Annotated in this window: 20 protein-coding genes; 19 read left to right on the plus strand and 1 reads right to left on the minus strand. The window is 42.0% G+C overall.

All coding sequences use genetic code 11. The annotated features are described in order from the left end of the window. Positions 1–7: 7 nt before the first annotated feature. The 14 genes from IQ19_RS13580 to IQ19_RS13640 all read left to right on the plus strand — a co-directional run bounded on the left by IQ19_RS13580 (position 8) and on the right by IQ19_RS13640 (position 13506). A complete protein-coding gene (locus tag IQ19_RS13580; RefSeq protein WP_144542937.1) occupies positions 8–814 on the plus strand; it encodes an enoyl-CoA hydratase/isomerase family protein in 807 nt (268 codons plus the stop codon). A gap of 10 nt (positions 815–824) precedes the next feature. Beyond that, positions 825–1970: an acyl-CoA dehydrogenase family protein gene (locus IQ19_RS13585; RefSeq protein ID WP_158638786.1), complete on the plus strand. Its 1146-nt coding sequence runs from the start codon at positions 825–827 to the stop codon at positions 1968–1970. Between the two features lie 135 nt (positions 1971–2105). Next, complete coding sequence (locus IQ19_RS13590) at positions 2106–2507, plus strand: PaaI family thioesterase (RefSeq protein ID WP_144542939.1); 402 nt, start codon at positions 2106–2108, stop codon at positions 2505–2507. Positions 2508–2538: 31 nt separating this feature from the next. Continuing rightward, positions 2539–4521 (plus strand): TRAP transporter permease, encoded by a 1983-nt coding sequence (locus tag IQ19_RS13595; RefSeq protein ID WP_144542940.1) that lies wholly within the window; start codon positions 2539–2541, stop codon positions 4519–4521. 70 nt (positions 4522–4591) lie between these two features. Continuing rightward, positions 4592–5341 carry an SDR family NAD(P)-dependent oxidoreductase gene (locus tag IQ19_RS13600; protein ID WP_144542941.1) on the plus strand — a complete coding sequence of 250 codons (750 nt, stop codon included), beginning with the start codon at positions 4592–4594 and terminating at the stop codon, positions 5339–5341. 80 nt (positions 5342–5421) lie between these two features. Further along, positions 5422–5658, plus strand: a complete 237-nt coding sequence (locus tag IQ19_RS29130) for a hypothetical protein (protein WP_338422657.1) — start codon at positions 5422–5424, stop codon at positions 5656–5658. 72 nt (positions 5659–5730) lie between these two features. Next, positions 5731–5937 (plus strand): FAD-binding oxidoreductase, encoded by a 207-nt coding sequence (locus IQ19_RS29135; RefSeq protein WP_338422660.1) that lies wholly within the window; start codon positions 5731–5733, stop codon positions 5935–5937. Positions 5938–5973: 36 nt separating this feature from the next. Further along, the gene (locus tag IQ19_RS13610; RefSeq protein WP_144542942.1) at positions 5974–7161 is read left to right on the plus strand and encodes a CaiB/BaiF CoA transferase family protein; all 1188 of its coding nucleotides are present in this window, start codon (positions 5974–5976) and stop codon (positions 7159–7161) included. Positions 7162–7212: 51 nt separating this feature from the next. Beyond that, positions 7213–7998 (plus strand): SDR family NAD(P)-dependent oxidoreductase, encoded by a 786-nt coding sequence (locus IQ19_RS13615; protein WP_144542943.1) that lies wholly within the window; start codon positions 7213–7215, stop codon positions 7996–7998. A 53-nt stretch (positions 7999–8051) separates the two neighbouring features. Next, on the plus strand, positions 8052–9782 hold the full coding sequence (locus IQ19_RS13620) for a 2-oxoacid:acceptor oxidoreductase subunit alpha (protein ID WP_144542944.1): 1731 nt from the start codon (positions 8052–8054) through the stop codon (positions 9780–9782). Further along, positions 9782–10648, plus strand: coding sequence for a 2-oxoacid:ferredoxin oxidoreductase subunit beta (locus tag IQ19_RS13625; protein WP_144542945.1), 867 nt, complete (start codon positions 9782–9784; stop codon positions 10646–10648). Before IQ19_RS13620 ends, IQ19_RS13625 begins: the two co-directional genes overlap by 1 nt. 210 nt (positions 10649–10858) lie before the next feature. Continuing rightward, on the plus strand, positions 10859–11839 hold the full coding sequence (locus IQ19_RS13630) for a 2-hydroxyacid dehydrogenase (protein WP_144542946.1): 981 nt from the start codon (positions 10859–10861) through the stop codon (positions 11837–11839). A gap of 39 nt (positions 11840–11878) precedes the next feature. After that, positions 11879–12571 (plus strand): RraA family protein, encoded by a 693-nt coding sequence (locus IQ19_RS13635; RefSeq protein WP_144542947.1) that lies wholly within the window; start codon positions 11879–11881, stop codon positions 12569–12571. A 59-nt stretch (positions 12572–12630) separates the two neighbouring features. Beyond that, a complete protein-coding gene (locus IQ19_RS13640) occupies positions 12631–13506 on the plus strand; it encodes a fumarylacetoacetate hydrolase family protein (RefSeq protein ID WP_144542948.1) in 876 nt (291 codons plus the stop codon). Positions 13507–13551: 45 nt separating this feature from the next. Here the strand turns inward: IQ19_RS13640 and IQ19_RS13645 are convergent, their stop codons facing one another. Further along, positions 13552–15255, minus strand: coding sequence for a dihydroxy-acid dehydratase (locus IQ19_RS13645; protein ID WP_144542949.1), 1704 nt, complete (start codon positions 15253–15255; stop codon positions 13552–13554). A gap of 438 nt (positions 15256–15693) precedes the next feature. On the opposite strand from IQ19_RS13645, the gene IQ19_RS13650 reads away from it, so the two are divergent. The 5 genes from IQ19_RS13650 to IQ19_RS13670 all read left to right on the plus strand — a co-directional run bounded on the left by IQ19_RS13650 (position 15694) and on the right by IQ19_RS13670 (position 20357). Then, the gene (locus IQ19_RS13650) at positions 15694–16962 is read left to right on the plus strand and encodes a nickel pincer cofactor-dependent isomerase, group 22 (protein WP_242020999.1); all 1269 of its coding nucleotides are present in this window, start codon (positions 15694–15696) and stop codon (positions 16960–16962) included. A gap of 15 nt (positions 16963–16977) precedes the next feature. Then, a complete protein-coding gene (locus tag IQ19_RS13655; RefSeq protein WP_144542951.1) occupies positions 16978–17277 on the plus strand; it encodes a UxaA family hydrolase in 300 nt (99 codons plus the stop codon). Beyond that, positions 17277–18446: a UxaA family hydrolase gene (locus IQ19_RS13660; protein WP_144542952.1), complete on the plus strand. Its 1170-nt coding sequence runs from the start codon at positions 17277–17279 to the stop codon at positions 18444–18446. The genes IQ19_RS13655 and IQ19_RS13660 overlap by 1 nt, the downstream gene beginning before the upstream one ends. 302 nt (positions 18447–18748) lie before the next feature. Then, positions 18749–19534: an SDR family oxidoreductase gene (locus IQ19_RS13665; protein ID WP_144542953.1), complete on the plus strand. Its 786-nt coding sequence runs from the start codon at positions 18749–18751 to the stop codon at positions 19532–19534. A 49-nt stretch (positions 19535–19583) separates the two neighbouring features. Then, positions 19584–20357, plus strand: coding sequence for an enoyl-CoA hydratase-related protein (locus tag IQ19_RS13670; RefSeq protein ID WP_158638789.1), 774 nt, complete (start codon positions 19584–19586; stop codon positions 20355–20357). The last annotated feature ends 24 nt before the right edge of the window (positions 20358–20381 follow it).

A 20381-nucleotide genomic window follows, 5' to 3' on the forward strand; every position in this document is an offset into this window, starting at 1 on the left:
TTTTAAAATGGAAAAAAATCATATTGTTTTTGAAAACCTTACAAATGAAATAGCCGTGCTTAGATTAAATAGGCCGGATTTTTTAAACTCTTTCAGCCACGAAATGATTACGGACTGGTATAAATCACTCGTGGAATTTAAAGAGAATGATAATTTAAAGGTTCTTATTCTTACAGGTACAGGGAAGGCGTTCTCTGCAGGGGGAGATATTAAAGCATTATCAAATGGAGAGGGATTTATAGGAGACCCTACAGAGGATTTATGGAGTGATGCCGTTAAGCGAAAAGCTTCTTTATGGGAAAATATTCAGAAAATCCCTCTATTATTAGAAGAAATTGATAAGCCGGTTATTGCATGCTTGAATGGCGATGCTATTGGGGCGGGCTTGGATATGGCTCTAATGTGTGATCTTCGTTTTTGTGCAGACCATGCAAGACTGGGAGAGGGGTACATCCATTTAGGGCTTGTACCGGGAGATGGCGGCGGATACTTCCTTCCTAAAATTGTAGGAGAATCAAAAGCTCTGGAGTTATTGTGGACAGGCGAAAGATTAAATGCAGAGAAAGCTTTGGAGATCGGGCTGGTCGATTATGTATATGAGAAGGATGAAGTTTTTGAAAAGGCACAGCAATTTGCAAAGGTCTTATGCTCAAAGCCACAGAATGCAATTAGGATGATTAAAAGGCTTGTTAAAAACCATAACAAAGTCAGTCTGAGGAACCACCTGGATATGGTATCCTCGCATATGGCTGTTGTAACAGATACACATGAATATATGGCTTTACTGGAACAAATGAAAAACAAACGAAAGTAAGGTGCATAGCTTGAAACTTCAATTGACTGAAGAGCAGCTTAAATTTCAGAAGGAAATAAGCGATTTTACAAGAGAAAAAATAATTCCCACAGCGGATGAGAGAGACCGTGAGGATGTGTATCCAAGGGAGATAATTAAAGAAATGGCCGCACAGGGTTATACAGCCCTGACAGTGCCTGAGAAATATAATGGTTTAAATCGTTCCAAAATCGATGCATGTATTTTAATGGAAGAAGTTGCATACGGATGTGCAGCTACAGCGATTTCATTGATCACTATTTTTCAGGCAGAAACCATGCTTATGCTTTTTGGGAATGAAAAAGTTAAAAGCCATTACCTTCCGCTTTTTAGGGAAGGACTAATCGCTTCCTATTCTTTAACAGAATCCAAAAGAGGATCGGATATCAGAAGTGTTGATACAAAAGCAAAGAAAAAAGGCGGGAGCTGGATCATAAATGGAAAAAAAACATTTATTACATCCGGCTCTGCGGCCGAATTTTTTATTTTGCTGGCCGAAACAAATAAAGGGGTTTCCATCTTTGCTGTTGACCGCAGCCTTCCTGGTATTACGACAGAAATCGGTGACTATTCACAAACAATAGGCCTCCGAAATGGACCACATATGGATGCATATTTTGAAGATGTTGCTGTCCCGGATTACTGTCTTGTCGGGGAAGAAGGAAAAGGGGTTAAGCAAGCTGTCATTACCCTTAATAACAGCAGGACTGCAGCAGCCGCTATCAGCGTAGGGATTGCCAGGGCAGCTTATGAACATAGCTTGGAGTGGGTATCATCCAGAAAAGCATTTGACCAGTCTGTGATCAATTTTCAGGGAATTCAATGGATGTTTGCAGATATGCTTATGAATATAAATGCTTCCAGACTATTAACCTATCAGGCCGCTTTCTTACATGATATTGGAAAAGCTTCTATTTCTGAATCCAGCCAGGCAAAGCTTTTTGCCGGACAGATGGCAACAAAAGTCTGCTCGGATGCCATACAGGTCTGCGGTGCTTATGGGACAACCGTTAATGCGCCTTTTGGCCGGTACTTACGGGATGCCAAGTCCTATGAGATTGCAGGAGGGAGCAACGAAATCTTAAGAAATACGATTGGCAAGGAAATAAAAAAGAATCTGCAAAAGTTATATTCGTAAAATTTTAAATTAATAAAATATATATAATTATTATAATTTTTAAATAATTATGGATTTTTCTATACTTTTTATTATAAAATTAAATAAAACAAAGATAATTATTGAAAATGAGAATAGTAAAAGGTGGTTTCCTACATGTTAACGGAAAAATTGAAAACGCTCTCATCATCTCCGGTCTGGAATCATATTGGTCTAGAACTGCAATATGCTGATAGCGGCAAGTCAAAAGTTTCCATGCCTGTAAAAAAAGAATTTCTGCAGATTTTCGAAAAAGTCCATGGTGGGATATTGGCAACTCTTTTAGATGCTACGATGGCATCAGCCATTAATTCTGTTTTGGAAGACCATGTTTTTTCTGTGACAGCCGAAATGAAAATCCAGTACTTGCGGCCAGCAACAGGCAGCATTCTGATCGGAAAAGGAGAGGTAATCCAGAATGGAAAAACTGTAACAATCTGCAAAAGTGAAATTTATGATGAACAAGACAAAATGGTGGCATTTGCAACAGGGACATTTGTAAATAAAGAAAAAACCTAGAATATTGCGAGTTAATAAGGAGGAATGGAAGTTGAGTCAATTGGCAAACCAATTTCAAAATGAAGAAGAAATCCTAAAAAAATATGACAGCGATTTTAGGACAAGAGACTACCTCGGCCTTACTGCCAAAGTTGTGACAGGGATATTGATAATCTGGGCTCTTTTTCAGCTATACACTAGCAGTTTTGGAATATTGGAAGCTATTAAAATGCGTGCATGGCATCTTGGTTTTCTCTTAATCTTATCATTCCTAATTTATCCAGCGACAAAAAAATCAGCAGCAAGCCGAACATTGCCGACAATTTGGGATATGATATGCATTTTGCTGACATTGATTTCAATCGGCTATTTGCTTTTAACCTATGATACTTTTGCAAGAGAAAGATTTGGCATACATGTTGAGATGGACTATTACATGGCTGCAATTGGGATTCTGGTTGTATTTGAAGCAAGCCGAAGGGTTATCGGGAATGCACTCACAATTATATGTGCGATTTTTCTAATCTATAATTTCGTTGGTGCTTATATTCCAGGAGCACTAGGACACGTTGGGTTCAGCTTTGAACGGGTTACGGATATTATGTTCTGGGGCAGCCAGGGGTTATTTGGAATTGCGTTAGGGGTTTCTGCCACTTATATCTTCTTGTTTGTTTTATTTGGGGCTTTCTTGAAGAACAGCGGTTTTACTGATTTTATTAATGACATTGCTTTATCCATTGCCGGCTGGACTGCAGGCGGACCTGCCAAAGTTTCTGTTATCGGAAGCGGATTCATGGGGATGGTAAATGGCAGTGCGGTTGCCAATGTTGTTACAACTGGTGCTGTCACCATACCTTTAATGAAAAAAACAGGCTATAAATCTAAGTTTGCTGGTGCGGTTGAGGCTGTCGCGTCTACTGGCGGTCAATTTGCACCACCTATTATGGGTGCAGCCGGGTTTATCATGGCTGAATTCCTGGGAGTTCCTTACAGAACGATCATGCTGGCCGCCATCATCCCTGCATTTCTTTATTACGTCACTGTATTTATGGTAGTCCATTTCGAAGCAAAAAGAATTGGCCTGACTGGCATCTCAAAGGAAAATATCCCAAATATGGTCATAGTGATGAAAGACAGGGGCCACTTACTTTTGCCGCTTATCATATTAATCGGCTTGCTTAGTACAGGAGTTACGCCTTTATATGCAGCAGTATTTGCTCTAATTTCAACTGTATTGGCCAGCTGGTTAAGGAAATCAACAAGAATGAACTTTAAAATGATTGTTGACTCTCTAATAGAAGGGAGCAAGGGAGCGATTGGAGTAGGAATTGCCTGTGCCATTGTAGGGGTCGTAGTGGGAACGATTTCATTAACAAGTTTGGGCTTAACATTAGGAAATAACATTCTTGCCCTGGCTGGAGATAATTTAATCATTGCTGCAATCCTGACCATGTTAATTAGTATCGTTTTAGGGATGGGGATTCCTGCCACAGCGGCTTATATTATTGTTGCTACGATTGCTGCACCTTTGCTTGTAAAACTTGGTGTGCCTCCATTGGCGGCGCATATGTTCGCATTCTTCTACTCGGCACTTTCAAACATTACACCTCCTGTTGCGCTGGCTTCATATGCTGCGGCAGGGCTTGCAGGGGCCCCTCCTAATAAAGTTGGAATAGAAGCAATGAGAATAGGGATTACCGGGTTCATCATCCCGTTTTTCTTCCTTTTCAACCCAGTCTTATTATTTAATGGCGAAACTGTTACCGAAAGCCTAATTGCTATGGCAACTTCAACGATTGGGGTTGTTTGTTTGGCGGGGGGCTTACAAGGCTGGTTTTTAACAAGAACAAATTTAATTCAAAGACTGGCACTGTTTGTTACAGCATTCTTAATGATAAAGCCTACGTTATTGACTGACATTATTGGGCTGTCGATCTTAGCAGCTATTATCATCTGGCAAAAAATTGCCTCCGTTACGATTAATGACCAAAAGACAAATGATGTAAGCGAAACAACTAGCAACATTTCCGGTTGATGCAAAATACACTATGGCTGCAATCAAATTGCAGCCATAGAATTCTGAATAGTCAAAAGGGCGGGTAGCTATGAACACTGATCAAAAACAAGTCGTTTTAATTACAGGAGGCAGTTCCGGAATCGGGCAGGCCTCAGCAAAAATACTGGCCGAGAAAGGGTACGCCATTGTGGCCGCTTATAATTCAAATGCTGAAGGCGCTGAAAAGACAAAGCAATTGGTAGAGCAGGCCGGCAGTGAGTGTCTTATCGTTAAAGCTGATGTAACCATTAAGGAAGAGGTTCAGAAACTGGTAGAAGAAACTTTAAATGCCTTTGGCCAGATAGATATATTAGTTAATAATGCCGGAGCCGCTATAAAACGCAGTTCGTTTTTAGATATTGATGAAGAGCTTTGGGAAAAGACATACGATGTCAACGTGAAAAGTGTATTTTTGGTATCACAGACAGTCTTAAAGCATATGGTTCCCCGAAAGTCAGGAAGAATTATCAATATTTCATCAGTAGCAGCAAGGATTGGGGGACCTGGTGAAAGCATTCACTATGCATCAGCAAAAGGAGCAGTCAACACTCTCACTGTTGGCCTATCTAAGGAATTTGCCGCCCACGGAATCTTAGTGAATGGAATTGCACCTGGCTTTATCCTCACACCTTTTCAGGATAAGTATTCAACTCAGGAGAGAATTGACCGTATTCTCCCTACAATCCCAATTGGCCGTGCAGGAACTTCTGAAGATATAGCCAAAGTGGTCGCGTTTTTGGCTTCAGATTCAGCTGATTATATGATGGGTGAAATCATTACCGTAAGCGGTGGGAGATAGTTTACCAATTTAGGCAGGTTACAAATAGGCTGTCCTTATAAAAGGCAGAGTTTCGAAGCAAACAAGGGAGAGGGATCGATATGACTTATAGCAAAATAGATCTATTTATTCTTGAAGAGCTATACGGGGTCATTCCTGACAAAAAAAGGGTTTTGACGGATGAAATGGATATTTTAAGCTATGCGTCTGACGCCTCATTTGGCTGCTTTAAACCTGAAGCAGTCCTCCAGCCTCTGGAGACACAAGAAATCTCGAGGATCGCTATCCTTGCAAATAAATATAAAAATCCCTATATATCCCAGAAGACAATCCACTAGCTTATCAGGGGGCCCATTGCCTGTTAAGGGAGGGATTGTCTTAGATTTATCCAGAATGAGCACAATCTGGAAATTTATCCTAATAATTTAATTCCCATTGTTTCCCCCGGGGTAATAACAGCTGACATTCATAAAGAGGCGGAAAAACACGGCTTAATGTATCCTCCAGACCCCAGTTCTTCATCTGTTTGTACAATTGGAGGCAATTTGGCAGAAAACTCTGGCGGATCACCCGCGGAAAGGGAGCGCCTGGAGCGGAAAATCAACAGACAAGATTAACAGACCTAACCTAAAAAATACATAGGAGGAAAACACATGAAACAGCCATTAGAGGATATTAAAGTCCTGGACTTGTCACGCGTTTATGCAGGTCCAGGCGGATCAATGATATTAGGGGATCTGGGAGCGGATGTGATTCGTATTGAATCTCCTAACGGAACAGACAGCATGAGAGACTGGGTGCCATTTGTCGAGGGAGAAAGCACTTATTATATGTGTGCCAACCGAAACAAAAGATCCATTACACTCAACCTGAAAAATAAAACAGGCAAAGATTTATTATTAAAAATGGTAAAAGACGCTGACGTTGTTCTTGAAAATTTTAAAACTGGGACATTGGCAAAAATGGGTCTTGGATATGAAGAGCTTAAAAAAGTAAATCCTGCCATCATTTTATGCTCTGTAACAGGCTACGGGCAAACGGGTCCTTATAGCCATGAGCCCGGATTTGATCCGGTTATTCAAGCGATTGGCGGATTTATGGATGTTACCGGTTTTCCGGATGGGGAGCCAACAAGAGTAGGTGTTCCTGTTGTTGACATTATGACTTCTCAATATGTTGCCATCAGTATTATTTCAGCCCTTAGGTTGAGAGACCACATAGGAGAAGGGCAGCACATTGATATCTCTCTGTTGGATGTTCAGCTAAGCTCCCTTGCAAACATCTCGAGCAGCTACTTAAATACAGGATCCATCTCAAAGAGAATCGGGAATAGCCATAGTTATATCGTTCCTTATCAGGTGTTCCAGTGCAAAGACAGACCATTGATGGTATGTGCTGGAAATGACAGGCTATATAAAAAGCTTTGCGATGTGCTTGGGCATGCCGAGTGGGCAGATGATGAAAAATACAAAAACAATAATAAAAGGATTGAAAACCGCCAGGAGCTGACTAGCCAAATACAGGAAGTCTTTTCAGGAAAGTCTGCTGATGAATGGTTCCAATTGCTATCAAATGCCGGTGTGCCATCCGGACCTGTAAATAATATCGAACAGGTTTTTGAACACCCTCAGGTAAAAGCCAGGGAAACAGTAGAAGAGGTTTCACATCCAACCCTTGGAACAATAAAACTTGTAAAGAGCCCCATAAGATTTTCTGGCCTGCAAATTCAAACAAAAAACCATCCCCCTTTATTAGGAGAGCATACAGATGAGTTCCTGGAGAAAGAGCTGGGATTTGACAAGGCGGAAATTGATAGCTTGAGAGAAGAAGGGATTATCTAACTTTTTTATTTAAAGTGCTAGTTATGAAAAAACATGAAAGGAAGTCACCCGATGGATTTAGGATTAAAGGGAAAGGTCGCCATTGTTACTGGCGGTAGCAAGGGGATAGGTTATGAAACGGCATGCCAGCTATTGAAAGAAGGAGCAAAGTTAGCCATTTGCGGCCGGGGAAAAGAAGCATTAGATAAAGCAGTTCAATCCATTTATGCCGACACAGGCGAAAAGGTTTTGGGGATTCAGGCAGACGTCTCCAAAGCAGATGATTGTATTAGATTAATAGAAGAAACCATGGCTCATTATGGGTCCCTCCATATATTAATAAATAATGCAGGGACATCTTCCGCACATGGCTTTGAGGATGTTACTGCGGAAATGTGGGAAGAAGATATAAATTTAAAGCTATTTGGAGCAATAAATTGCTCAAGGGAAGCGGTTAAGCACATGAAAACAGGCGGCGGCGGATCCATTGTTAATATTACCGCAGTAATCGGAAAGTCACCTCCGGCTTCATCCCTGCCTACATCCGCTACACGAGCAGCAGGGATCGCCTTGACTAAAGCGATGAGCAGGGATTTAGGTAAATACTCAATTCGGGTTAATACCGTATGTATTGGTTTAATCCGAAGCAGCCAAATCGAAGAAAAAAAGTGGAAAAAGACTGCAGGCCACTTAACTTGGGAAGAATTCTCCAGTGATCCAAAGCACGATATTCCGCTGGGGAGGATAGGTGAAACATCGGAAGCAGCCAAAGTCATTGCCTTTCTTGCTTCAGATGCGGCGTCATATGTCTCGGGAACGTCCGTTAATGTAGATGGCGGAAAAGGCGCTGTCGACTAGATTCTAAAACCTAAAAAGGGATACAATATCCATTATCCGTTAGGAGGAAAAACGTGGAGGAACTTACAATTGTAATTGGCGGTGAGCAAGGGGAAGGAATTGAAAGTGTAGGTGAGATTCTCACAAAGGTTTTAAGCCAGATGGGTTTTTCCCTATATGGATTTCGTAATTTTTCTTCAAGGATTAAAGGGGGACACTCAGATTTTAACTTAAGGATCAGTTCAGGAAAAGAAATCTATGTAAATGCCGAAAAAGTCAACATCCTTGTCGCTTTTGACAGGGCTTCAATAGATCTATATATAAACCAAATGGATAAAAATAGTATTATTCTTTATGACTCTAAAAGCGTTAAATCTGATAACCTGCCAATCGCTCCGAAAGGAGTCATAATGATTGAGGCTCCCTTTCAGGAATTGGCGTCTGAGCTGGGATCTCCAATTATGAAAAACATGGTTGCCCTGGGAATGATCTGTGCATTGAATAACCATTCAGCCAGCAGTTTCCATAAGGTCATTCAGGAACAGTTCTTAAAAAAGGGAATGAAAATATCACAATTAAATGTTGAAGCTTTTGAGAAAGGTTACGCTTTTATTAAAGAAAAAAACTTGTTCTCCATCCCGTTAGTTCCGGCCATAAACTCTAACAAAATGTTTTTATCTGGAAACGAGGCAATGGTTATTGGAGCCCTTGCTTCAGGGTGCCGCTTCATGGCTGGCTATCCGATTACGCCTGCTTCAGAAATATTGGAAAATATGATAAACATGATGCCCGAATTTGGAGGAGTTGTTGTTCAGGCCGAAGATGAATTAAGCTCTGTAGCAATGTCAATCGGCGCCAGCTTTGCTGGAACCCGGTCGATGACAGCAACCTCCGGCCCGGGGATTTCTTTAATGCAGGAGGCGATCGGGTTATCTGGAGCCATTGAAATTCCTTTAGTTATTATTGATACCCAGCGCGGGGGACCCAGCAGCGGACTTGCTACTAAAATGGAGCAAAGTGATTTAACAGCCATGCTGGGAGGAACCCATGGCGAAATACCAAGAATTATTATATCGCCAAGTACTGTGCAGGAAGCTATTTATGATATGAATACAGCTTTTAACCTTGCAGAAAAGTATCAATGCCCGGTCTTCATTGCTGCAGATCTTGTTTTGTCTACGTCTAAACAAAGTGCAGAGATACTGGATCCTCTCAGGATTGAAATGGAACGGGGTAAAAGAGTTTCCGATGAAGAATTAGCCGAACAAGGCAAGGCTCTATATGACAGGTTTGCCTTTACGGATGATCATATTTCACCAAGAACCATACCGGGCCAAAAATTCGGAACACATCATGCAACAGGAATAGAGCATGGCCAGACCGGACATCCAACAGAAGATTATGAAAACCGGAAAAAAATGATGATCAAAAGGATGAAAAAGATCGAAACCGTTACTCTTGGAGAAGATATAAAGGCAGAGGGTGAAGGTGAAGATCTTCTACTAATCGGTTTTGGCTCGACCTATGGGGCGATCAGAGAAGCTTGTGAGGCATTCAACAAAGATGGGATAAAAGCAGGACTTGCTCATATCCGTTTATTGCACCCTTTCCCTGCAGATCAGTTGGAAGGCATGATTAACAAGGCAAGACAGGTAATTGTAATTGAAAACAATTATACCGGCCAGCTGGCTGATGTAATAAAACAGCACATACCTGACCATTCCAAAATCCAAAAGCTTTCAAAATTTGACGGCAGGCCTTTTGCACCATCAGATATCAGGAAATTTTGCAAGGAGCTGGTATAATGTCGACTTTAAAAGATTACCGCATGGATATTAAGCCTAATTGGTGCCCTGGCTGCGGCGATTTTTCCGTGCTAGCCGCCATTCAAAAAAGTGCTGTGAACCTGAATATCGAACCAGAGGATATGGCTCTGATTTCAGGCATTGGCTGTTCGGGGAGAATTTCAGGCTATGTTAACGTGTATAGTATGCATACCATGCATGGCAGAGCGTTGGCTGTAGCCCAGGGTGTAAAGCTCGCTAATCCTGATTTGCATGTGATTTGTGCAGGAGGAGACGGTGATGGCTTTGGTATTGGCCTAAACCACTTTGCTCATGCTGGACGGAGAAATGTAGATATCACCTATATTGTAATGGATAATCAGATATACGGGTTAACCAAAGGGCAAATGTCGCCTACAAGCCCACAGGGCATGGAAACAAAGTCAAGCCCAGGCGGAAATCCGGAACAGCCTATCAACCCTTTGCAAATGGCTCTCGCATCAGGTTCCAGCTTTATTGCTCAAGCCTTTTCCGGAGATTTAAAACAGCTAGTATCGCTTATTGAGCAAGGCATGAAGCATAAAGGCTTTTCTTTTATCAATGTTTTTAGCCCCTGTGTGACTTTTAACAAAATATTAACCTATGAATTTTTTAAAAAGAACCTGGTGAACTTGGACGAAAGGGAAGGATACGAACCATCCAATCGGGGCATGGCCTTTAATATTGTGGAAGAAACCTCCAGCATGTTTACTGGAGTCCTTTACAAGAATGAAAGAAAAACATTAACGGAATCACAGCCAAAAGGGTCGGGAACAGATATGTTAAGACAGGGGCAGTTTGAACTGAATGAAAACATGAAAGATAAGCTGATTAGCAGATTTATCTGAAAAGGAATAGCCATGCTGGCTCCTGCATGATGATGGATTATCCGATGAAAAACTGAACCTGTTTACCAGCAATTAAAAAATGCAATTTCAGATCATAGGAGAGTGATTCAGCAGGAAAGGGCGGGGAAGATGTCGAATATGGGAAAAACAGTCAAAGCCATAATGTATTGCTTAGTCCTGAAAACTCTAAAATGGATTTAAGGAGCAGATATGAAACCAAAAGTTGTGATTTATAAAAAAGTTCCTGATGAAGTGCTGTCTTATATAAAGGAATATTGCCAGGTAAGCTATTATGAAAATCTGGATAGCTGGTTAAATCCGGAATTTTTAAAGGACTTACATGATGCACGCGGGCTGCTCGGAAGCGGCATGAGCATCAATAAAGAATTGCTTGATAAAGCCCCTCAATTAAAAATTGTCTGCAATGTTTCAGTCGGCTATAACAATTTTGATATGGATGAACTCACAAGCAGGGGAATAATGGCAACAAATACACCAGATGTTTTAACTGACACTACCGCAGATACCATATTTGGATTGTTGCTGTCTGCTGCTAGAAGGATTTGCGAAATGGACAGATTTGTGAAAGATGGGAAGTGGGAAAGACTTATAGAGGAAGATCTATTTGGATTGGATGTTCATCATAAAGTTCTCGGCATTATTGGAATGGGGAGAATTGGTTCGGCCATCGCCAAACGGGCTAACTTTGGGTTCGATATGGAGATTTTATACCATAACAGAAGCAGGAACGAAAATGCCGAAGAACTTTATGGCGCAAAGAAGACCGAACTTGATGAGCTGCTGTCCAAGTCAGATTTTATTTGTTTAATGACTCCTCTTACTGAGGAAACGAAAGATTTGATCAGTTATCGTGAATTTCAATTAATGAAAAAGACCGCCATTTTTATTAATGGTTCCCGGGGGGAGACTGTAAATGAAGAAGCTTTAGTCGAAGCTTTGAAGAACAGGCAAATAGCAGGTGCTGGGCTTGATGTTTATAAAGAAGAACCAATAAACCGTGATCATGCACTTCTTGAGATGAAAAATACAGTTACACTGCCGCATATGGGTTCGGCTACCTCAGAAACAAGAGCTAAAATGGCTTACCTTGCTGCTGAAAATCTGGTAAGGGGTTTATCTGGAGAAACACCGCTGTCCCTCATCAATAAATCTCTTTTAACAGCCAGGTAATTTAGAAGAATTTATAAATAAAATCCTGGAGGTATGAAAATGGGAAGCACAGGCTATCGTGTTATAAATGATTTTGTGCGGATTGACCAGAGCATCATCGATGAATGCAGAATTATCGCCACTTCCGTTCTTGGAGATGTGATGGGCAGAATGAGGGTAATGAACTATGCGATTAAGCCTATCAACGAGCCTGGTGTTCACATGGCTGGCAGTGCTTTAACGGTTCGGACCCACCCTTCAGACAATTTACTTGTACATAAAGCGATGGACATTGCACGGCCGGGGGATATTATCGTTATAGATGCAAGCGGTGATACAGAACATGCCATGATTGGTGAAATCATGTCCTTTTATGCAAAAACGAAAGGGATTGGCGGATTTGTAATAGATGGGGCTGTAAGGGACAGATTAGGGATAGCCAAACTGGGGCTGCCTGTTTTTGCAAAGGGAACAACACCCAGGGGGCCTTATAAAGAAGGGCCAGGCGAGATAAATACAGTCATTAGCTGCGGAAATGTTCCCGTTTCCCCAGGTGATATTATTGTCGGGGACGATGATGGTGTTGTTGTCATCCCAAGAGATGAAGCCAGAGTTGTTTTAGAAAAAGCACTTGAATTGGCAGCTAAGGAAGAAGAGACTATGCGATCCATTGGCCAGGGACTGTGGGACCGGTCATGGGTCGATGAAACCTTAAAGAAAAAAGGGATTGAAGTAGAAATGGCTGAAAACTGACAATGTCATTACTAAGTCATATACAGGAAACCATACATTTTTGATAGGGAGATGAAAATATGCGATTAGCAACGGTAAAAAGATTTGGGGAAGAGAAGGCTGCGATCATAACCGGACAAGGGGCGGTACTGGTAGAGTCCATCAATAAAAACCTGAATGCAAATTGGGCAACAAAGGTTTTAGAAATTATTGACTCCGGACAGCTCAGGCATTTAACAGATTGGTATATTAATGGCGGAAAAAGTATGATTGAAGATTTTCATGAGGTAATTCCTCCAAGCAATATTGAATATGGACCTTTATACCGATTCCCCCAAAAAATTTGGGGCATAGGGTTAAATTATGTAGAACATGCAGCAGATTTAAGTGAATCTGCTCCAAATACAGAACCAGCAAGCTTTATGAAGCCAACTACATCCATTATTGGCCCGGAAGATACAATAAAAATACCGAACCAATCAAACCGTACAACAGCAGAGTCCGAACTGGGTGTTATAATCGGAAAAGAATGCAAGGACGTTTCCGTTGAAGATGCACCGAATGTGATTGCGGGTTTTACTACGATCATAGATATGACTGCAGAAGATATTCTGCAGCTGAATCCCCGCTATCTAACCCGTTCAAAAAGCTTTGATACTTTCTTTAGCTTTGGTCCGCAGTTAGTGACACCGGATGAAGTAGAAAATGTACTAGATTTAAATGTCTCTACAGTTATCAATGGAAAATTGCACCGGAAAAATGTTGTTTCCAATATGACCTTTAATCCTTGGCACTTAGTATCTTTCCATTCCAAAGTTATGACACTTCTTCCGGGGGACATTATTTCCACTGGAACTCCAGGAGCGGTCGTCATTCGAGATGGAGATGTGGTAGAATGCCAGATTGATGGTTTTGAACCGTTAAAAAATCCTGTGAAGGACTTAAAAGCAAATTGAAAAAATGGGCTGTTCTCCATGGCGGGAACAGCCCATTTCTGTCAATTAGCGTTTATCGGGATTAGAAACCAAAAAGTCAAAATCACATCCCTTATCAGCTTGAAGAACGTGCTTTTGGTACAGAGAGGTATAGCCTCTTTCAAAATATGAAGGCGGTTTCCATTCCATACGCCGCTTTTTCAGCTCTTTATCTGTAACATGGAGCTGAAGGACCCGTTCCTCTACATTAAGTTCAATTATATCACCTGTTTTAACAAGGCCGATAGGACCCCCTGCAGCAGCTTCTGGTGCAGCATGAAGTATGACCGTACCAAAGGCAGTGCCGCTCATCCTGGCATCGGAAATTCGAATCATATCACGTACTCCCTGTTTCAAAAGCTTTTGGGGAATCGGCAGCATCCCTGCTTCTGGCATGCCTGGACCGCCAATCGGTCCTGCATTTTGCAGCACCATTATATCGTCCGGTGAGATATCAAGCTCCGGATCATCGATTCTTTCCTCAAGATCTTTTAATGAAGTAAAAACAACAGCCCGTCCTTTGTGTTTTAATAACTCCTTAGATGCGGCCTTCGGTTTTATGACAGCTCCATTCGGTGCAAGATTGCCTTTTAATACGGCTATGCCTCCTTCCTGATGCAATGGTTTTTCAAAACGTGTAATAATTTCTCTGTATGTATCAGAGCATCTGACATCCTTTAAGTTTTCACGAAGGCTTTTTCCTGTGACCGTCAATTCCTCTGTATACAGCAAAGATTCAAGCTCCTTCAGTACCACAGGAGCACCGCCTGCTTTAAAGAAGTCCTCCATCTGAAACTTGCCAGCAGGGCGCAAATTGGCGATAAATGGTGTGGTTCTGCTTAGTTCATCAAATAGATCCAGCGGCAGTTCGATATTCAAACGACCTGCAATGGCTGTCAGATGTATGACGGCATTTGTTGATCCTCCTACAGCCATTAACATTCGTATGGCATTTTCAAGTGATTTCCTTGTAATGATTTGTGACGGGGTAATATTCTTTTCTACTAATTCAACAATCTGCTTTCCTGTCTGAACAGCATGTTCAAGCCTGCGATTGTGTGTTGCCGGGATGGCAGCGCCGCCGGGAAGCATCATTCCCATTGCTTCTGCACATACCGCCATCGTACTGGCACTGCCCATAACCATACAATGTCCGGCAGTGGGAGCCAACGCCTTATTTATTTCATTAATTTCCTGGTCATTGACTTTTTCACCGCGGTATTCCTGCCAAAAAAACCTGCAGTCAGAACAGGCTCCCAAAGTCCGGCCTTCATACTCTCCATTATTCATTGGCCCCCCTGTAATAAGGATGGAAGGAATGTTGGCACTGGCCGCACCCATCAGCTGAGAGGGTGTTACCTTATCGCATCCGCCTATTAATACAACTCCATCGATAGGCTGGGCACGGATCATTTCCTCTGTATCCATGGCTGCAAGATTCCTATAAAGCATGGTTGTTGGACTTGTGTTAATTTCTCCCAGAGATATAGTAGGGAACTCCAATGGGATTCCGCCAGCCATAAGGACACCATTTTTAATGGCTGTAATTAAAGGTTCAATATGGGAGTGGCAGCGGTTAATTTCACTCTTAGTATTGCAAATGCCGATAACAGGTTTGGTAAAATCCTCAGGGGCATAGCCAAGATGCCTGTTAAAGGCTTGTCTAATAAACTGGCTAAACCCCTTATCTCCATATGAGGTCAATTTTTTTGTTTTATTATCCTCTGTCATGGTCGATTCTCCTTTTCTATAAAAAATTCGCTCCGTTAATCTTGTCTGTTGATTTCCGCTTTAGGCGCTCAAGCGTTGCGCGCCCGGTCCGAAGCTCCACGGCGCATACGCGCCTCCGGTATCTCCCTTTGACACGCTCCTCCCGCTGGACTTTGAATAAGCATCATCGTATAAACACCTCGCGAAGGAAATGCGAAAGGATTTACGGTGATTTCGCTCCTTCCGCTCAAATCAATAGAGTGACAGCCAAAATAACCTATTTTTATTGAAGATTATGAATATAATTATATTTCATTTTATTAATATTTTCTATAAAATATAATAAATTAATAAAGTTAATCAATAATTTATTGACTTAATTTTCAGAAATATTTTATACTATTGGTATATAATTGACTTTTTTACTATGATTTTTAAAAAATGAAAGGGAGTGAGGAGTTGTTCGAGCTTTATGAAATTGAACAGCAATTTCCAGATGATCGACTTACTGATATTAAAGGGAAAATACACAGCGAGTTAAGTAAATATCTCTCGACAGAAAGTTTGCCGAGGAATGCTGAGATAGCGATTACAGCGGGAAGCAGAGGGATCTCCAATATTGTTCAGATCCTGAAAGAAACAGCAGCTTTTCTAAAGGACAGAGGCTTCAAGCCTTTTCTGGTTCCGGCAATGGGCAGCCATGGACGTGCAACAGCGGAAGGCCAGATAGAGGTTCTTAGACATCTCGGCATCACAGAGGAAACGGTTGGCGCAGAAATCCGTTCTTCCATGGAGGTACAGCTTTTAGGCCACACGCCTAAAGGACAGCCGGTTTACATGGACAAAAACGCCTATCAAGCTGATGGAATCCTGGTTATTAACCGCGTTAAAGCCCATACAGCTTTTAGAGGCAGAGTGGAGAGCGGCTTGAGTAAAATGGTCACCATTGGACTCGGCAAAATAAAAGGAGCTTCTTTTGTCCACAGCGACGGCGCTTTAAAAATGGCTGAAAATATTGAAGAGGTATCTTCTTTTGCGCTAAAAAACAGTCCTATTCTGATGGGACTGGCCATTATAGAAAATGGTTATGATGAAACGGCTGATATAGCAGGTGTAACAGTGGAAAACTGGCATTCCAGGGAAGCGGAGCTTCTCAATTATTCCAAAGCTATGATGCCGAGCCTGCCAGTTGATGAAATTGATTTACTTCTAGTGGAGGAAATGGGTAAATGCTTTAGCGGTACTGGCATGGACCCCAATATCATAGGAAGATGGCGTATTGACGGTGTACAGGAACCGGAATTTCCAGCTGTCAGCAAACTGGCTGTTCTGGATCTGGCAGAAAAGTCTTTTGGCAATGCCCAAGGAATTGGACTGGCTGATTTTACGACACAGAGATTGGTGGACAAAATGGACCGCAAATCTACATATACGAATGCTCTTACGGCAACATATTTAAGGCGTGCCATGCTTCCGATGATATTCGACTCAGAACAGGAAACAGTAGAAACAGCCATCTACAGTCTTGGCCCACAGGTCGCCAAAGAAATGATTAAAATTGTCCAAATCCCAAATACGCTTCATTTGAATCGATTATTCGCGACCTGCCCAGTAATTGAGGAGCTAAAAAAATCAAACCGCAAGTTTACCATAAAAGGATCACATCAGATGGCATTTGACGAGAACGGAGATATTCAAAGGAAATTGACTGTCCATCAGTATAGCTAACTAGGAGGGTTAATAATGGAAAACACTATAAATCTTCAGAAAGCTGCTCTTGTGATAGATCGCTCAGATAATGTGGCTGTTGCCCTTACTGATCTGAAAAAAGGTGAAGAGTGTATTCTGCGATTTAATGACAGAGAAGAAAAGGTCGTGCTGCTGGAGGACATCCCTTTCGGCCATAAAGTAGCAATCTCTAATATTGAAAAAGATGAAAGCGTTTTAAAATACGGTGAAGAAATTGGAAAAATGATAGTCCCAGTCCAAAGAGGAGCTTACATCCATAATCATAATATGTACTGTGAAAGGGGGCTGAAATAATGGCAGATACATTTATGGGATTCCGAAGAAAAAATGGTTCCGTAGGTATTCGGAATCAAATAGCCATCATTCCATCTGTTTTTTGTTCAGCTAAAGTGGCCGAAAGAATAGCCAACCAAGTCCCGGGGAGCGTCTATTTTCGGCATCCGGTAGGCTGCAGCCAGGTTGGGGAAGATTTGGAGGTCACAGCCAAAACTTTAATCTCCATTGGAAAAAATCCGAACTTTGCAGGAGTAGTCGTAGTCGGTTTGGGCTGTGAAAGATTCTCTCCATATGAATTGGCGGATGGAATTGCACCTGCAAATAAAATGCTGGAGACTGTCGTCATTCAGACGGAAGGAGATTCCCTGGCAGCCATTCAAAAAGGAAGCAAGATTGCTAGGGAAATGCAGCAGATTGCTTCAAGGCAGGTTCGCGAAGAAGTACCCGTAAGTGAATTAATGATTGGATTAAATTGCGGAGGTTCGGATATGACATCCGGTTTAATCGCCAACCCTGCTTTAGGAATAGCTTCTGATAAGCTTGTGTCCCAAGGGGGTTCCTCTATCTTAAGTGAAATTACCGAGTTAATTGGCACGGAAGAAATATTGGCGAGAAGAGCTGTTAATAAAGAAGTAGCAAATGAAATAAGGGAAACGATTTTTAGGACAGAAGAAAAGCTGAGAAGGCAGACACAAAACTCAAGCAATAAAGAGAGAACACATTTAATTTCCACAGGGAATTATGCAGGGGGCTTGTCAAGCGTAGTCGAAAAGTCTCTCGGAAGCATGAAGAAGTCAGGAAATGCTCCTTTTTCAGGTGTTATTCAATATGGACACCAGCCTGATAAAAAAGGTCTGTTTTTACTTGATTCTCCTGGCCATGACGGGGAGGTATCGACAGGGGAAGTGGCCGCTGGCGCCCAAATAATCCTTTTCCCAACAGGAAGAGGAACGCCAACAGGATTTCCGGGTATCCCTGTAATAAAAATCACCGGAAACCCGAAGACCTATTCAAAAATGAGAGAAAACATCGATATCAATGCAGGCCAGGTATTAACTGGAGAAAAAACATTCGAACAAATGGGAAATGAAATTTATCAGGAAATTTTAGAAGTGGCCTCAGGAAAATATGTAAAATCGGAAGTTCTCGGCCATGATGAGCAATTCTGTGTGACCCGGCTGCCATAAAGATCTGGCAGGTAATTCAAGGGTGTGTAAATGCTCATTGTTGATCTTAGCACCCTGTTGAATGGAGCGGAAGGCGCTAATCCCGCGAAAATGCATTCGCATTTTCTTCGTGCGGTGTTTATTCGAGGATGCTTATTCAAAGTCCTGCGGGAGGAGCGTGTCAAAGGGAGACCCTGCAGGCGCAATATGCGCCGAGGTGCGTCGGACCGCCCGCGGAAAGCTTGAGTGCCTGAAGCGAAAATCAACAGGTAAGATTAACAGAGTCTACTACAAATAAAAATTAAAAGGATGGTCGGTATAGTATGGAGCTGAATCTAGCAGGAAAAGTAGCATTAGTAGTGGCATCAAGCCAGGGGTTAGGAAAGGCAATCGCATCCGAACTGGCCAAAGAGGGAACCCATGTGATGCTAACAAGCCGGAATGAAGATAAACTGCAGCAAGTGAAAGAAGAGCTTAATAGCTTGGGTGAAGGCAAAATCTCTTATTTTTCGTGCGATATTACAAAACCGGATGAAATCCAGGCACTGCTGCAAAAAACAAATCAAGAATTAGGGAAGATTGATATTCTTGTAAATAATGCAGGCGGCCCTCCAGGGGGAACTTTCGAAAAATTTATTGATGAAGATTGGCAAAATGCATTTGAATTAAATCTATTAAGCTATGTCAGGCTGATTCGGGCTGCCCTTCCAGATTTAAAGAAAGAGGGCGGACGTATTATTAACATCGCTTCTTCTTCTATTAAAACGCCAATTCCTGGCCTTATTCTATCCAATACCTTCCGATTGGGAGTGGTTGGGCTGGCCAAAAGCCTCGCAGAAGAACTGGCACCATATAACATCCTCGTAAACACAGTCGCTCCAGGAAGAATTGCGACTGACCGGGTCGCGTTCCTAGATCAAATGAAAGCAGATAATCAGGGGAAAACCCGAGATGAAATAGAGGAAGCCTCTAAAAAGTCGATTCCTTTAGGGCGTTATGGGAATCCGGAAGAATTTGCAAAGGTCGTTGCTTTCCTCGCATCTGATGCAAGCTCATTTGTTACCGGAACTTCTCTCTTGGTAGATGGCGGTATGGTAAAAGCAATCTAACCATTTGCATATTGAATCATAAACAAGGAATCAAGGAAGTGAAATAAAATTGAGTGTTATTTTTCAGGAAAATGGCGAGACGGCAATCTTGCAGCTATATAGGGAGAATGGGTATAACGCACTTGATTCTGAAACGTTCCTGCAGCTGTATGATTCGCTGATCAAGATAAAGGAATCCGATTTTTATAAAACAGTTATTATTACAGGTGCCGGATCCAAAGCCTTTACAGCTGGTGCGGATTTAAAAGAGAGGATTAACATGGATTCACAGGAAGTGCAGGATTACCTGGAAAAAGCCAGGCAAACTTATTTGGAAATTGAAGGCCTTCCCCAACCTGTCATTGCAGCTGTGAATGGATTATGCATAGGCGGGGGGCTTGAAATGTCCCTAGCCTGTGATATAAGAATAGCAGCCTCACATAGTTTATTTAGCCTGCCCGAGGTCAAGATTGGAATAATTCCTGGCGTTGGCGGGACGCAAAGGCTTCTAAGAGCAGTTGGTGACTTATATGCAAAGGAGCTAATCCTAACCGGCAAAAAGATAAGTGCCGAAAGGGCTTTAAGCATCGGCTTGATCAATGAGACTGTTGGAGATCAGCCAGTAATGGAAAGGGCCCTGGAATTAGCAGAGGAAATTAATCAGAATGCACCTTTATCAATACGGGAATCAAAGGCGGCAATCAATTTTGGCCGATCAGTGACATTGGAAGAGGGACTTTTATATGAAGCTGAAGCATATGGACGAGTGCTGAAAACAGAAGACCGCAATGAAGCACTTGCTGCATTTAAGGAAAAAAGGAGGCCTGTGTTTAAAGGAAGGTAAGCATATTTCTGGTTAATATCTTTT

This window comes from Cytobacillus oceanisediminis (genome assembly GCF_007830235.1).
In the GTDB taxonomy this organism is placed as follows: domain Bacteria; phylum Bacillota; class Bacilli; order Bacillales; family Cytobacillaceae; genus Cytobacillus; species Cytobacillus oceanisediminis.